This window comes from Campylobacter ureolyticus (assembly GCF_013372225.1).
Taxonomy (GTDB): domain Bacteria; phylum Campylobacterota; class Campylobacteria; order Campylobacterales; family Campylobacteraceae; genus Campylobacter_B; species Campylobacter_B ureolyticus.
Genome location: NZ_CP053832.1, coordinates 869,235 through 884,287 on the forward strand (window position 1 = coordinate 869,235; position 15,053 = coordinate 884,287).

Annotated in this window: 14 protein-coding genes; 5 read left to right on the top strand and 9 right to left on the bottom strand. The window is 30.8% G+C overall.

The window, feature by feature from the left end; all coding sequences use genetic code 11:
- Positions 1-3: 3 nt before the first annotated feature.
- From CURT_RS04425 to CURT_RS04435, 3 genes are read left to right on the top strand one after another with little or no spacing between them, the layout of a single operon-like run.
- Positions 4-1,173 (top strand): FtsW/RodA/SpoVE family cell cycle protein, encoded by a 1,170-nt coding sequence (locus tag CURT_RS04425; protein WP_018713040.1) that lies wholly within the window; start codon positions 4-6, stop codon positions 1,171-1,173.
- Positions 1,174-1,175: 2 nt separating this feature from the next.
- Positions 1,176-2,189, top strand: a complete 1,014-nt coding sequence (murG, locus tag CURT_RS04430; RefSeq protein WP_018713041.1) for an undecaprenyldiphospho-muramoylpentapeptide beta-N-acetylglucosaminyltransferase — start codon at positions 1,176-1,178, stop codon at positions 2,187-2,189.
- Positions 2,186-3,520, top strand: a complete 1,335-nt coding sequence (locus CURT_RS04435; RefSeq protein WP_018713042.1) for an ATP-dependent DNA helicase — start codon at positions 2,186-2,188, stop codon at positions 3,518-3,520. Before murG ends, CURT_RS04435 begins: the two co-directional genes overlap by 4 nt.
- Here CURT_RS04435 and CURT_RS04440 read toward each other — a convergent pair whose 3' ends face one another.
- The 9 genes from CURT_RS04440 to lolA form a co-directional block, all read right to left on the bottom strand.
- Entirely contained in the window at positions 3,521-3,841 is a 321-nt protein-coding gene (locus CURT_RS04440) for a chaperone NapD (RefSeq protein ID WP_018713043.1), read from the bottom strand. It abuts the gene before it with no gap.
- The gene (locus CURT_RS04445; protein WP_018713044.1) at positions 3,838-4,746 is read right to left on the bottom strand and encodes a hypothetical protein; all 909 of its coding nucleotides are present in this window, start codon (positions 4,744-4,746) and stop codon (positions 3,838-3,840) included. Before CURT_RS04445 ends, CURT_RS04440 begins: the two co-directional genes overlap by 4 nt.
- A complete protein-coding gene (locus CURT_RS04450; RefSeq protein WP_018713045.1) occupies positions 4,743-5,180 on the bottom strand; it encodes a 4Fe-4S dicluster domain-containing protein in 438 nt (145 codons plus the stop codon). The genes CURT_RS04445 and CURT_RS04450 overlap by 4 nt, the downstream gene beginning before the upstream one ends.
- Before the next feature lie 11 nt (positions 5,181-5,191).
- Positions 5,192-5,680 carry a nitrate reductase cytochrome c-type subunit gene (locus CURT_RS04455; protein ID WP_018713046.1) on the bottom strand — a complete coding sequence of 163 codons (489 nt, stop codon included), beginning with the start codon at positions 5,678-5,680 and terminating at the stop codon, positions 5,192-5,194.
- Complete coding sequence (napH, locus tag CURT_RS04460; RefSeq protein WP_018713047.1) at positions 5,677-6,459, bottom strand: quinol dehydrogenase ferredoxin subunit NapH; 783 nt, start codon at positions 6,457-6,459, stop codon at positions 5,677-5,679. The genes CURT_RS04455 and napH overlap by 4 nt, the downstream gene beginning before the upstream one ends.
- Positions 6,459-7,196, bottom strand: a complete 738-nt coding sequence (gene napG / locus CURT_RS04465; protein ID WP_018713048.1) for a ferredoxin-type protein NapG — start codon at positions 7,194-7,196, stop codon at positions 6,459-6,461. Before napG ends, napH begins: the two co-directional genes overlap by 1 nt.
- A 4-nt stretch (positions 7,197-7,200) precedes the next feature.
- Positions 7,201-9,984 carry a nitrate reductase catalytic subunit NapA gene (gene napA, locus CURT_RS04470; protein ID WP_018713049.1) on the bottom strand — a complete coding sequence of 928 codons (2,784 nt, stop codon included), beginning with the start codon at positions 9,982-9,984 and terminating at the stop codon, positions 7,201-7,203.
- 119 nt (positions 9,985-10,103) lie between these two features.
- Complete coding sequence (gene nikR, locus CURT_RS04475; protein WP_018713050.1) at positions 10,104-10,532, bottom strand: nickel-responsive transcriptional regulator NikR; 429 nt, start codon at positions 10,530-10,532, stop codon at positions 10,104-10,106.
- Positions 10,533-10,601: 69 nt separating this feature from the next.
- Positions 10,602-11,123 carry a LolA-like outer membrane lipoprotein chaperone gene (gene lolA, locus CURT_RS04480; RefSeq protein ID WP_018713051.1) on the bottom strand — a complete coding sequence of 174 codons (522 nt, stop codon included), beginning with the start codon at positions 11,121-11,123 and terminating at the stop codon, positions 10,602-10,604.
- An 87-nt stretch (positions 11,124-11,210) separates the two neighbouring features.
- Between lolA and secA the strand changes: the two genes are divergently transcribed.
- On the top strand, positions 11,211-13,847 hold the full coding sequence (gene secA, locus CURT_RS04485; RefSeq protein WP_018713052.1) for a preprotein translocase subunit SecA: 2,637 nt from the start codon (positions 11,211-11,213) through the stop codon (positions 13,845-13,847).
- A 10-nt stretch (positions 13,848-13,857) separates the two neighbouring features.
- Positions 13,858-15,048 carry an ABC transporter permease gene (locus CURT_RS04490; RefSeq protein ID WP_018713053.1) on the top strand — a complete coding sequence of 397 codons (1,191 nt, stop codon included), beginning with the start codon at positions 13,858-13,860 and terminating at the stop codon, positions 15,046-15,048.
- Positions 15,049-15,053: the final 5 nt, after the last annotated feature.

Consider the following 15,053-nt stretch of genomic DNA (forward strand, 5'->3'; position numbering starts at 1 on the left):
ATTTTGAAATCTGATAAAATTTTATTTTTTATAGCATCTTTTTTAATTGCAATAGGCATTATATTTTCACTTTCTCTTGGTGTTTTTAGTGTTTTACTTTATGATTATGACAATACACATTTTTTTATCAGACAGCTTAGTATAGGAGTCATAAGTATTTTTTTAATGTGGGCTTTATCTAGACTTAATCCTGAAAAAATTTTAACCTTTGTTTGTATTTATATATTTTTTTTAGCGATGTTTCTTTTAATGCTTGCTATGCCTTTTATGCCTTCATCGTTAGTTAAAGAAATAAATGGAGCAGCTAGATGGATAAAACTACCTGGTTTTTCCTTTGCTCCAATTGAGTTTTTTAAGATAGGATTTATATATTTTTTAGCTTGGAGCTTTACTAGAAAAATAGATGGAGTTAAAAAACCTTTTTGGGATGAATTTTGGATATTAGTTCCATATGCTATTGTTTTTTTCTTTATTATTATGCTTGTTGCTATATATCAAAATGACCTTGGGCAAATTGTTGTTTTAGGTTTAGTTTTATTTCTAATGATTGTATTAGCTGGAATTAGTAAAAAAATGTTTTTTTCATCTTTTAGTTTTTTTATTATTATTATTATATGTATTATAAAATTTAGTGGCCATAGAATAAATAGGATATACTCATGGTTAGCTGGAATAAAAGATATACTTGCTCCAATTTTGCCTGATAAAATTGCAAATAGTATTTTTTCTGATGATGCTCAAGCCCCATACCAAATTTCACACTCGTTAAATGCTATAAATAATGGTGGATTTTTTGGTGAGGGAATCGGTCTTGGAACTTTTAAGTTGGGATTTTTAAGCGAGGTTCATACTGATTTTGTTTTAGCAGGAATTTCAGAAGAGGTTGGTTTTTTTGGCATTTTAATCATAGTAATTTTTTTTTATGCGCTTTTATTTAGAGTTTTTCAAATAGCTTCTAAGACAACAAATCAGGTTTATTATCTGTTTGCTTCAGGGGTAGGATTAATGTTTTTATTTTCATTTATGATAAACTCATATGGCATTACATCAATAACACCTGTAAAAGGTATTGCAGTTCCATTTTTGAGCTATGGTGGAAGCCAGCTTTTAGGAAGTTCAGTAGCTATTGGGTTTATTTTAATGATATCAAAAAAAGTAAAATTTAAAGGCTAAAAATGTGCATAGTTATAACAGGTGGTGGAACTGGAGGGCATTTAATAATTGCTAAAGTCATAGCTTGTGAACTAAAAAATCACGGTATTAAAACTATTTTTATAGGCTCAAGTAATGGTCAAGATAAAAGTTGGTTTGAAAATAGTGATATTTTTCATGAAAAATATTTTCTAAAAAGTAGCGGAGTTGTAAATAAAAAAGGTTTTAGAAAAATATTTTCTTTATTTAATATAATAGCTCAAATTTTTGAAGTTAGAAAAATTTTAAAAAATAAAAATATAAAAGCCGTATTCAGTGTAGGTGGATATAGTGCTGCACCGGCTTCTTTTTGGGCAGTTTTATTTAAAATTCCTCTTTTTATCCATGAGCAAAATGCCTTTACAGGAAAGCTAAACAAACTTTTAAAACCTTTTTCAAAAGCTTTTTACTCATCATATGAAAAACCAAATTTTAATTATCCTATAAATTTAGAGTTTTTTAAAGCGTCTAGAATTAGAAAAAATTTAAAAACAATTTTATTTATGGGTGGCTCACAAGGAGCAAGTTTTATAAACAGTTTAGCTTTAAATTTAGCCAAAGATTTACATAATAAAAATATAAAAATCATTCATCAATGCGGAAAAAAAGAATTTAATAAAATAAAAGCGTTTTATGATGAAAATAGAATTGATGCTTTGGTAGTTGATTTTAGTAACGATATGCCAAATTTGATGAGCAAAGCAGATCTTTGTATTAGCCGAAGTGGGGCAAGTTCTTTGTGGGAGCTTTGTGCTAATAATCTACCAGCTATTTTTATACCTTTTCCATATGCTGCAAATGACCATCAGTTTTATAATGCTAAATTTTTAGGTAATAATACAAAAATAATTAGGCAAGATAGAGTTTTAAAAGAAGAAATTTTAACTGAAATTTTCAATTATGATTTAGAAAAAACAAGTTTAAAATTAAAAGAATTAACTAAAGAAAATGGTTGTAAAGAGATAGTTGATGATATGATTAATAAGATAAAAAAATGATAGATGAGTTAATAAATTTTTTAAAAACTGAAAATATTTTTTTGACAGGCGGTGCTGGTGTTGGCAAAAGTTATACAGTTTCTAAAATAATAAAGCACTATAGGGATGAGAATTTAGGTGTGGTTTCCTTGGGAAGCACTGGAATTAGCGCTGTAAATATTGGTGGTCTTACACTTCATTCGTTTTTTGGATTCGGGATTTGTAAAAACAAAAACGAGTTAAGCGAGTATGACAAAGGCTCAAAAGCCAAGGAAAAGCTTAAAAATTTAAAAAATATTTTAGATAAAACAGAGCTTATTATTATTGATGAAATTTCGATGGTTTCGGCTGATTTGTTCGAGATGATCTACCTAAGGCTTGTAAATTTGTCCTACAAAGGCAGGGTTTTGGTGGTCGGTGACTTTTATCAACTACCTCCAATCATAAAAGAGCAAAACTTAGATCTTTTTCAAAGAAGCATCTATGCCTTTGGATCTTATGCATGGGAGATGATGAAATTTAAAAATATAGAGCTAATTAAGCCAAAAAGAACTAAAAATTTAGAATTTTTTAAAGTTTTATCAAAGATAAGAGTTGGCAAGATTGGCCTTGAAGATGCCAGATATCTATATGGTTTTTTAGCGGCCAAATTTACTCCAAACAGCGATGAGACAGTGCTTTTTGGAAGAAATAAAGAGGCAAATGAATTAAATGTCTTCATGCTTGAAAAAATAAACTCTCCACTTCTAAAACACATTGGTAAGACTATAATAAATGATAACTTAGTACATAAAGATAGGATTGATAAATGGCTAAACAATCTAAATGTTGCAACTGTTTTCGAGTTTAAAATTGGTGCAAAGGTGATTTTTACTATCAATAAATATAAAAATATTCTTGATGATAGTGAGTTTTATAATGGTGAGCAAGGTGTTATAAAAGATGTTTTTTTAAATGATGGTGAAATTTCAGAAATTTTAGTAGAGAAAAATAATGGCGAATTAGTCGAAGTAAAGCAAAATAACTATGATTTTGGAGAGTATATAAATGAAAATGATGAGCTTAAATACAATATAATAGCTAGTTTTTTTCAGTTTCCACTTCGTCTAGCTTACGCCATAACTATCCACAAATCCCAAGGTATGAGTATTGAGCGGCTAACTTGTGATTTAACGCATATTTTTGCCGAAGGACAGCTTTATGTGGCGCTTTCAAGAGCAATTGAGCCTAACAATTTAAAGATAGTTTACAAAAAAAGCGAGAATTTCAACTCATATTTAAACAGAGTTATCAAAAGTCATAAAGATGTTGATGAGTTTTATAAAAAAACTGACTTTTTAAAATACGAGTGATCAGACTTTGACATTTCCGCTGTATTTTATCACTCCAGCTTTTAACTCCTTATTTAAGACTTCATCTATAAAATTTTGTTTTAAAGAAACATCGCTATCTTCGTAGTTGTATACCATACAAGCCTCTTTTACATTTTCTAAGCATTCAATTTCTTTAAATGTTTTGATCTGCTCATCAAAGCTTTCACACTCTAAAACAACAACAATTTGGTTGTTTTGGTGAGCTATAACTTCGCAATTTTTGATTTTATTTAAATTTTCTATGGCTAAATTTAAGCCATTTTTGTCTATTAAATTTACAACTAAACTTGAAATATTCATTCTATCCTCCAAATTTTAATATTTTTCTCATATGCTGATGAAAAAATAAGGCCTTTATAGATAATAATTGCATTTAGTGTGCTTTGTTCTGTTTTTATAAAATCAACTCTATTAAAACTCTTATCCAATACCAATATATCACTATTTTCATCGCTCATAAAAGCTAAATATTTATCACTTAGCCCAACAGCATAGACCAAAAAATTGGCTTGAAAGCTTTTTAAATTTCCATCTTTATAAAAAACAGCATTTTTATCAGCCGAACCGCTTATAAACTCATCTTTACAATTCATATAAAGATCGTAAATATTATCTTTATGAGCTAAAATAGTATCCAAAACTCTACTTTCATTTAATGAGAATTTGTAAATTTCTCCACTTTCGCATCCAACTATTAAAATATCATCTACAATTTCAATATCGCCAAGCGATGAAGTAGAAAATTTATATTCGAAAATTACCTTTTTTTTGTTTAGGTCAAAAAATGAAATTTCACTACTCAAACTTGCATAAACTATCAAATTTTCATTTATAAAAAGAGCTTTTTTAACACTTTCATTATCTAATTTTATTTTGTTTAGAGTTCCATTTTCATAGATATATATGGCTCTTTTATAATAATCATCCTCACTTAAAATCAAAATTTTATCATTAAATGCATCTGTACTAAAAACTTTTGGCAATTTTATCTCAAAATATGATGAAATTTGAGGTAAATTTATGGTTTTTATAGTCTGGTTTTGCTCCACATCATAGACCAAAACTTCGCCATTATCGGTTGAAATATATAAATTTTTATCCTTTAGAATTAAATTTGTAACAGGATAATCAGTTTTAATCTCACCTAGAAACTCTGCTGCAAAAACAAATTTCAACAAAAGTAAAATAGCTATAAAAACTCTCAAAAAGCAACTCCTTTTAAACTAAGTGCTTCCTTAAAACAAGCACCTACACACTCACCGCATCCAATGCAATTTTTATTTATTGTTGGCTTAAAGACTCCAAAATATTCAATTGCCTTAAATTTGCAAACTTCATAGCAGTTATAACACATCGTATTGTTCCAAGCAAGGCAAGATGTTATCTCTATCTTTGCAACTGCATTTATTTTGGCACCAAAGTCTAAATTTAGAGTATTTTTTTGATTTTCTTGACAGGCAATTGCACAATTTTTGCAAAAATCGCATCCAGACTCATTTACCTCAAAATAGACAAAATTCTCTTTAAATTTAATTAGATTTTTATCACATGAAGTAACACAAGGTGCCTTGCATTCCAAACATTCAAATTTACCGCTAAAATATGGCGGATAAATAGTCTTTTGAAATCTTTTTAGCACCTTTTGTCCTTTTACTCAATGCCTTGATTTAGCACATCAAGTAGGTTTGAGCCATGTTTTAAAACTTTGTCTCTAAAAACTGCTTCAAATTTGTTATTTACCACAGTTTTTGCATTTGATTGTGGCACATGACATTGAACGCAGTTGTATCTAGTCATATCAAGTTCGCCGTGCAAATCCTTACCAGTTCTTAAATCCACAAGGTGAGATTTTGGTATGGCAGTTGAGCCGATATCTTTTGAAAACTCAGGCATATGGCAGGTTGTACACATATTAAGCTCTAATGTAATTGGTAAAAGTCCGTCTAGATCATGCGGTATAAGTGGCGGTGAGTTTTCAAAAGATCTATCAAATCTAGTTGAAGTTCCAGGTGCGTCACTGCTGTAGGTAAAATCTTTTAAAACCAAACTCTCCTCGCTTGTTAAACTAGCCTTTCTTAGACCATCTTGTTGACTAAAAGCAAAAACAACACAGATGAAAAATAGTATAATTTTTTTCATTTTTTATCCTTTTTTATAATACTGAAATTTAATGCATCGTGCGTGCAAACATCTACGCAACGACCGCAGCTTATACAGCTACTACTAATAAAAAAATCTTTTTTTGAAATATCTTTTAAAATGCCATCTTCTGGGCAAACCTTAATGCAGTCCATGCATTTTGTGCAGTTTTTAAAACTATGTTTTACTCTTATTAGTGAGAGTTTTGAAAGTAGTGCGTAAAATGCACCAAGTGGGCAAATTTTAGAGCAAACTCCTCTTTTTGCTACAAAAGTGTCAAAAACAAAAAGCAAAAAAGCAACAATTAAAAAGGTTGAATTTAAATAGATTAATCCCCTTTGAACGACTCCTATAAAGCTTATATTTTCAAAAGCAGGTACACCCAAAATAAAGCTAGCTATCAAACTCAAAGCTAAAAAATAGTATCTAAAATTTGCATTTAAATTTAAATAAACACCTCTAATTTTAAGCTTTGTCCTTACAAAGTAAGCAAAATCTGTTATGATGTTAACAGGGCAAACCCACGAACAAAAGAGTCTTGGAGCTATTAAACTATAAAATAAACCAATTATTAAAGCGCCACTTATTGCAACAAATGAAACATTGAAAGTTGCTAGGTAAATTTGAAGCACTGCAAATGGATCACTTAGTGAAATTTTACCAAGTAAAATAGAGCTACTTAAATTTCCCTTTAAAATATTTAAAATTTCTAAATTTCCAAACATAAAGAGAGCTAAAACCAAAAATTGAACAACTCTTCTAAGATTGTTTATTTTCATTAAAACTCCTCGCTATTTAGATAATCAAGCGCTTTTGTTTTATCAAGCTTTATCTTTGTGTCCGCATCTTTTAGTTTTTTATCGCCATCTTTTTCCCAGCCAATTACATAATTATCATTCATTTTGCCAAGCACAAACTCTCTTCTAACTACGCTAATAGCAGGTTTTTTAGTGATACAAACTTTCTCGCACATCCCACATCCCGTGCAAATATCACCATCAACAACTGGAAGTAAAAATGCATGTTTTGCAGTTCTATCATTTCTTTTGTATTCCAAGTATAAAGCCCTATCTATAAGTGGACAGGCTCTATAACAGGCATCGCACTGAATTCCAAAGTAGGCAACACAACTTTTCATATCCACAACCGCAACACCAGATCTCATCAAATTTACATCTAACAAATCATTTTTTTGCAAAGACTTTATATCAAGTGCAGATGTTGGACAAATAGTAGCACAAGGAATATCTTCACACATATAACATGGAATTTTTCTTGGTGTAAAATAGGGCGTTGAAATAGAGGTGTTGTCAAAAATAGTGCTAAGCTTAAGTGTGTCATATGGACAAGCCTCTACGCAAAGTCCGCACTTTATACAACTTGCCACAAAACTTTTTTCATCTTTTGCACCAGGTGGTCTTAAAAAAAATTTAGCTTCCGTATTTTGAGGAATGCTCCATAAGACTCCACCGGCACTAAACAGGCAAGCTATTTTTAACACCTCTCTTCTTGTCATAAATCTACGCCTTATAAATTTTTACTGCACATTTTTTATAATCAGTTTCGTTTGATAAAGGGCAGGTTGCATCAAGACAAACTTTATTTATAAAGACATTTTCATCAAACCAAGGAACATAGACTAGCCCAACAGGTGGTTTATTTCGTCCTCTTAAATCAACTCTTGCCTTAACTTTTCCACGCCTACTTTCTATCCATACGATATCGTTTTGCATCAAATTTAGCTTTCCAGCATCTAACTCGCTCATATAACACATTGCTTCAGGAACTGCTTTGTAAAGCTCAGGAACTCTCATTGTCATCGTTCCGCTATGCCAATGCTCTAAAACTCTTCCAGTGCATAACCAAAATGGATATTCTTTATTTGGAATCTCAGGCGGATCCATATAAGGGCGGAAGAAAATTTTACCTTTGTTGTTTATATCAACCTTTTCATCATCTTTTGCCTTTGCTAAATCTCCAGCACTTAGTTTTGCGCCTTTGTTTCCATAAAATGCAAAATCACTTTGTGGTGCTTCTTTTTTAGCATAAGGATCATAAAGTGTATTAAATCTCCATTGGGTTTCTTTGCCATCAACAACTGGCCATCTCAATCCCCTAACTTTGTGGTATGTATCAAAATCAGCTAAATCATGTCCATGACCTAGTCCAAATTTGCGGTATTCTTCCCAAATTGCTTTTTGGACGAAAAAGCCATATCCTTTAAACTCTTTTCCATCGCTTCCAACTACATTTCTGCTATCGCCATTTACTTCGCTGTTATCAAACCCACCTATGATTTTGTCATCTTTGCTAAATTTTTTCCACTCATCATTTGCAAAAAGTATATCAAATAGTGTATCACTTTCTTTGTAGCCCATTTTTTTAGCTTCTTCTAAAACATTTGGAAGAGTGAGTTTTTCATCTATCTTTTTTTCACCCCAAACATCTTTTAATGTAAATCGTTTTGAAAACTCAAGCATTTGCCAAGTATCACTCATAGCATTGCCTACTGGAATAACTTGCTGGCGCCAATGTTGAGTTCTTCTTTCAGCATTGCCATAAGAACCCCATTTTTCATAAATCATTGCTGTTGGAAGTATTAGATCGGCTACTTTTGCTGAAATTCCAGGATAAACTTCACTTACTACGATAAAATTATCCATTTCTCTTGCTGCTTTTATCCAGTGGTTTGCATTTGCGGTATTTTGCCAAGGGTTATTTACTTGAACCCAAGCAAATTTGATCTTACCATCTTCTAAATCTCTCATAATTTTTACAAAATGTGAGCCATTTTTTGGATTAATCGTGCCATTTGGTAGTTTCCAAATTTTTTCAGTAATAGCTCTGTGTTTTGGATTGGCAACAACCATGTCAGCAGGAAGTCTATGACAAAATGTTCCAACCTCTCTTGCTGTTCCACAGGCACTTGGCTGACCTGTTAAAGAGAATGCTCCACTTCCAGGTTTTGCCTGTTTGCCAAGCAAAAAGTGCACCATATAGCTTTGTTCATTTACCCAAGTTCCTCTTGTGTGTTGGTTAAAGCCCATAGTCCAAAAGCTAACAACTTTTCTTTGCTTTTCTATGTATAGATCAGCTAGTGATTTAAGTTTTGCTTTAAACTCTTCGATATCTTCATTTTCATCGCCTTTTGCAATTTTTGCAGTATATTCAAGAGTATATGGAGCAAGCGCTTTTTTAAACTCCTCAAAACTTATCGCCCAGTGCTTTCCGGATGATTTTGTATTTTTCATCTCTAAAGTATCGCCTGATTTATATCCAAGATAGGCTAAACTCTCACCCTCAAAGTCACTTACAACCTTGCTTTTTTGTTTTGCAGCGGTATCAAGCTCACTTTTTTTGTATTTTGGGTGATTTATATCTTCTCTTAAGCCATAACCAATATCTACAGGTCCTGTTGCAAATGTGCAGTGATTTTTAACAAAATCCATATCTACTAAATCAGGATGATTATAAACAAGTTCTCTTGCGATGTAGTTCCAAATAGCAAGATCAGTTGATGGTCTAAAAATAATCTCAATATCTGCTAAATTTGAAGTTCTAGTTGAATAGGTGCTTAAATTTACAACTCTAACATTTTCTGGATCACTTAACTTTCTATCGCTTACTCTTGCCCACAAAATTGGATGCATTTCAGCCATATTTGCGCCCCAGCAAACAATAGTATCAGTTAGCTCGATATCATCAAAACAGCCTGATGGCTCATCAATTCCAAAAGTTTGCATAAAGCCAACAACAGCACTTGCCATACAGTGTCTTGCGTTTGGATCGAGGTTGTTACTTCTAAATCCACCTTTTATAAGTTTTGAAGCAACGTATCCCTCTTGGATTGTGTATTGACCACTTCCAAAAACACCAATTCCTGTAGGTCCAAGCTCATTATATGTTTTTTTAAACTGCTTTTCCATCTCATCAAAGGCTCTTTGCCAACTAACAGGGGCAAATTTACCTTTTTTATCAAACTCACCTTTTTCATTCATTCTTAAAAGTGGTTTTGTCAAGCGGTCTTCGCCATACATAATTTTAGCGTTAAAATAACCTTTTATACAGTTTAAGCCTCTATTTACTGGAGCTTTAGGATCACCTTTTACAGCTACTATTTTTCCATCTTTTGTAGCTACCATGATCCCGCATCCAGTTCCACAAAACCGACAAACTGCCTTATCCCATCTCCATGATTTTTCAGCTTCGTTTGATTTAGCTGATAAAGAAGATGGAACACTTATGCCAATAGCAGAACAGGCCGAGGCTGCTGCGGCACTTTTGATAAAATCTCTTCTATTCATTGATTAATCCTCCTTGCATTGATTAATTATGATTCTAGTATTTTATCAAAAAAATGTTATTTTACAATTGATTTAGCTCAATTAATATTTTAATTCTTATATTATTACTTTATTTATTGTTAGCTTTGAGGAACTCCAGCTTTTATTAAATTTGCAAATTTAACACCTTTTAGACCTGAAATTTTGTTTTTAAAATCTTCTATTTTTTTTATATTTCCTCTTAAAACAGAAGTTTCTAAACAATTGCTATGATCTAAGTGTATGTGGTTTGTGCATATTATATTGACATTTGCATCATGTTCTATTGATATTTTTTTTGTTACTAAATCGGTTTGATGATGATCATAAATTATTGCTAAAACTGCTATTAGTTCAGCATTTTCATCATCTATATTTTTATCCTCCCAAGAATCTTTTACGATTTTTTCTCTTATTAGGTCTCTTACAAATTCACTTCTTGAAGCATATCCTTGAGAATTTATTTTTTCATCAAGACTATTTAGTAAATTTTCAGGTAATGACACACTAAATCTTATTATATTTTCCATAACTATCCTTTTTATAATATTTTTAATGTAAAATATAATATAATAATTTCTTTTAAAGTTTTATTAATATTATTTAGTTATAAGATCAAAATTTGCAGGAATTATAGGTGTAAGTAAATTTTCATCAACAAATTCATCTTTTTTAAGATTTTTAAATTTTATTTTTATATGATTATCAAGTTTATCAGTGTAAGAAATTTCATCTAAAAGATCATTTTTAAAATTTAATCTGTACTTAACTCCATCAAATTTTGCCTCATACACATTGCTATCTATTTTATTAGCATCTTTTATAATATTCATTAAATTTGGAACATCTTTTAAATTTGTAACTATTGCTTGCTCTAAATCAGGCTCTATAATAACAACTTTTTCGTAATTAAAATATATATCTTTTAAATTTGGAGTTTTGTAAGACCATAAAGCGTTGTTTGTTGTTGAAATAAAATTTCCACTATATTCAATTTTATTTTCATTATTTTGTATAGTTTGTACAAAATCACTTTGTAAAGTTTTAAATTCCAATGGGTTTGCAAAAGCAAAATTTGTTAAAAAAAGCAAAAATGCTGTTAAAAAATAGATTTTTTTCATATTTTGTCCTTAAATTTTTAAAAATTCTAGCTAGTTTAAATTAATATATGTTAAAATGTAAAGTTAAATTATTTGTAAGGTTTATAAATGTCAAGAAATATATTTAGTAAAATTTTTGGAACAAAAAATGATCGTATAGTTAAAACTTATGCAAAAAGAGCAAAAGAGATAAACGCTCTTGAAGAAAAATATGAAAAATTAAGCGATGATGAGTTAAAAGCAAGCTTTAATGCTTTAAAAGATGAAGTTGCAAATGGAAAAAGTTTGGATGAAGTTTTAAACGATACATTTGCAATTACAAGAGAAGCAAGCAAAAGAGTTTTAAATATGCGTCATTTTGATGTGCAGTTAATTGGTGGAATGGTTCTTCATGATGGAAATATTGCTGAGATGAAGACAGGTGAAGGAAAGACTTTAGTTGCAACTTTACCAGTAGTTTTAAATGCAATGACAAAAAAAGGCGTTCATGTAGTAACTGTAAATGACTATTTGGCAAAAAGAGATGCCAGAGATATGGGAGTTTTATACGAGTTTTTAGGTTTTAGCGTAGGAGTTATAGTAAGTGGCGAGTATGATGATGAAAAAAGAAAAGCTGCTTATAATTGTGATATAACTTATGGAACAAATAATGAGTTTGGTTTTGACTATCTTAGAGATAATATGAAATTTAGATTTGAAGATAAAGTCCAAAGAGAACATAATTTTGTAATTGTGGATGAAGTGGATAGTATTTTAATAGATGAGGCAAGAACACCTTTGATTATTTCAGGTCCTACAAATAAAACTCTTGATGGGTACATAAAAGCAAACGAAGTTGCTCTAAAATTAACTAAAGGAAAACCAGCCCAAACTCCACAAGATAAACCAACAGGGGATTTTATAGTTGATGAGAAAAATAGAACTATTTTGCCAACAGAAGAAGGAATTTCAAAAGCTGAAAAGCTTTTTGGGGTTGACAACTTATATAGTCTTGAAAATGCGGTTTTGAGCCATTATTTAGACCAAGCTTTAAAAGCAAATTATCTTTTTGAAAAAGATGTTCATTATGTAGTTAGAGATAACCAAGTTGTTATTGTTGATGAATTTACAGGAAGATTAAGTGAGGGAAGGCGTTTTAGCGAGGGACTTCACCAAGCTTTAGAAGCAAAAGAGGGTGTTAAAATTCAAGAAGAAAGCCAAACTTTAGCAGATATTACTTTTCAAAACTATTTTAGACTTTATAAAAAAATCGCAGGTATGACAGGAACTGCTCAAACAGAAGCAACCGAATTTAGTCAAATTTATGGACTTGATGTTATATCAATCCCAACTAATGTTCCAGTTATTAGAATAGATCAAAATGATCTTATATATAAAAGTGAAAGAGAAAAATTTAATGCAGTTATTGAAGAGATAAAAAGGGCAAATGCAAAAGGTCAGCCTGTTTTAGTTGGAACTGCCTCAATTGAAAAAAGTGAAGTTTTACATAAACTTTTACAAAATGCAAAAATTCCTCATTCAGTATTAAATGCAAAAAATCACGAAAAAGAAGCTGAAATTATAGCAGATGCTGGAGCAAAAGGAGCTGTAACAGTTGCTACAAATATGGCAGGCCGTGGTGTGGATATCAAAATAAATGATGAAGTAAAAGCTCTTGGAGGACTATATATAATAGGAACTGAAAGACACGAAAGTAGAAGAATTGATAATCAGCTTCGTGGTAGAGCAGGAAGACAAGGAGATCCAGGAGAGAGTAGATTTTTCTTAAGTCTAGAAGATAATTTACTAAGAATTTTTGGAAGCGATAAGATAAAAAATATAATGGAACGCCTTGGTATAAAAGAGGGTGAAAGTATAGAAAGTAGAATGGTTACAAGAGCTGTTGAAAACGCACAAAAAAAGGTTGAAAATCTTCATTTTGAAAGTAGAAAATATGTTCTTGAATATGATGATGTGGCAAATGAACAGAGAAAAACGATTTATGTTTACAGAAATGAGCTTTTAGATCCAAATTATGATTTAAATGAAAAAATTAACTCAAATAGAGTTGAATATGTTAATTATCTCTTTGAAAATGCTGAAATTTTTGATGGAATGGATAAAGATGATATAAACTACGAGCCTTTAATAGCTACTTTAAAAAATGAAATTGGTGAAAACTTTACTAGTGAAGAATTAAAAGAATTTCCAAGCGTAAACGAGGCAAAAGATCATATTGTTAAAAAATTAAAAGATGCGTATGATGAGAGAATGAAAGTTATAGATGATGAACAAAAAAAGGCAATTGAAAAACAAATTTATCTTCAAGTTGTAGATAGGGATTGGAGAGAGCATCTTTATCAAATGGATATTTTAAAAACAGGAATTGGACTTCGTGGATATAATCAAAAAGATCCATTAACTGAATATAAAAAAGAAAGTTACAATCTTTTCTTAGAGCTTGTTTTAAGGCTAAAAACCGATAGCATAAGAGCTTTGCAAGGCATTAGATTTAAAACAAAAGAAGAAATTGAAGCAGAAGAAAGAGCAAGAGAGTTAGCTCAGCAAAGAGCTATGGCTGAGCTTCAAAGAGCTATGAAAACAAACAAAGAAGCCGAAAATACCAATGATCAACCTTTGCCAAATACCCCAATAAGAGTTCCTAAAAAACCAAGGAGAAACGAGCCTTGTCCTTGCGGAAGTGGTAAAAAATATAAGGATTGTTGCGGAAAAAGCGGTCCTAAAAAAGGTGAGTTTGCAAAATAGGGCTTTTTAAGTGGTAAAATATCTTATTTTTAAATATCTTAGATTTGATAAAAGCCAACCATTTATCACGCTTTGTGCTATTTTAGCTTTTTTAGGTGTTGGAATTGGGCTAATGGTTTTAATAGTTGCTATGGCTATAATGAATGGTTTTGATAAGGAGTTTGAGAGAAAACTCTTTACCATGAATTATCCATTGACTATATTTAGTCATTTTAAAGGTGGCATTACAAACAGTGATGTAAATAATTTAAAAAAGACTTTTCCAGATATTAAATTTAGCCCTTATATTTCATCGCAAGTTATCGTAAAATCTGACAATAAACTAGAAGGCGCAATGATATTTGGCGTTAATATAGATGATGAAAAAGAGATAAACTCTGTTGTAAAAGATGGAATTAAAGATGCAAATTTAAGTGGCTTTGGTATTATGATAGGAAGTGGATTAAAAGATGAGTTTTATCTAAAAAATGGTGATAAAACAACTATTATTTTCACAAAAACAGATCCAGGTGGATTTAGTATGATACCAAAGATGAAACGTTTTGAGGTTAGGGCTGATTTTACTTCTGGACTTATTTCTTATGATAAAGCTTATATATATTCTGATATTTATGATTTAGCTAAAATTTTAGGAGATCAAAATAGCGGGTTTGATGGAATTCATATATATTCAAAAGAGCCTTTTAAAGATAAAGATCGCATTAAAGAAGTTCTTCCAGACACTATGCATATAGTTGGATGGTGGGAGCAAAATGGAAACTTCTTTTCAGCTTTAGCCTTAGAAAAAAGAGCTTTATTTATAGTCTTAATGCTTATTATTTTAGTTGCTAGCTTAAATATCGTAAGCTCACTTTTAATGACTGTTATGAATCGCCGTCAAGAAATTGCACTTTTATTAAGTCTTGGCACAACCAAAAAAGAGATTAAAAATACATTTTTTGGACTTGGGATGGTGATTGGCGGTGGAGGGATTATCTTTGGGCTTATCTTAGGCTTGCTTGGTATTTGGCTACTTGGAAGTTTTGATATAGTAAATTTGCCAGCAGATGTCTATGGAAGCTCAAAATTACCACTTGAGCTATCAAGTTTAGATCTTTTTATGATAGTAGTTGGAGCTATTTTTATAGTGGTTTTTTCATCATATTATCCAGCTAAAAAAGCAACAAAAATAGATGTGCTTGACACTTTAAGAAATGAATAGTTTTA

Excerpts from the sequence above, each read along its gene's own strand:
- murG (WP_018713041.1), top strand. The coding sequence starts at position 1,176 with ATGTGCATAGTTATAACAGGTGGTGGAACTGGAGGGCATTTAATAATT.
- nikR (WP_018713050.1), bottom strand. The coding sequence starts at position 10,532 with ATGGAAAATATAATAAGATTTAGTGTGTCATTACCTGAAAATTTACTA.
- CURT_RS04435 (WP_018713042.1), top strand. The coding sequence starts at position 2,186 with ATGATAGATGAGTTAATAAATTTTTTAAAAACTGAAAATATTTTTTTG.
- secA (WP_018713052.1), top strand. The coding sequence starts at position 11,211 with ATGTCAAGAAATATATTTAGTAAAATTTTTGGAACAAAAAATGATCGT.
- napH (WP_018713047.1), bottom strand. The coding sequence starts at position 6,459 with ATGAAAATAAACAATCTTAGAAGAGTTGTTCAATTTTTGGTTTTAGCT.
- napG (WP_018713048.1), bottom strand. The coding sequence starts at position 7,196 with ATGACAAGAAGAGAGGTGTTAAAAATAGCTTGCCTGTTTAGTGCCGGT.
- lolA (WP_018713051.1), bottom strand. The coding sequence starts at position 11,123 with ATGAAAAAAATCTATTTTTTAACAGCATTTTTGCTTTTTTTAACAAAT.
- napA (WP_018713049.1), bottom strand. The coding sequence starts at position 9,984 with ATGAATAGAAGAGATTTTATCAAAAGTGCCGCAGCAGCCTCGGCCTGT.
- CURT_RS04455 (WP_018713046.1), bottom strand. The coding sequence starts at position 5,680 with ATGAAAAAAATTATACTATTTTTCATCTGTGTTGTTTTTGCTTTTAGT.
- CURT_RS04440 (WP_018713043.1), bottom strand. The coding sequence starts at position 3,841 with ATGAATATTTCAAGTTTAGTTGTAAATTTAATAGACAAAAATGGCTTA.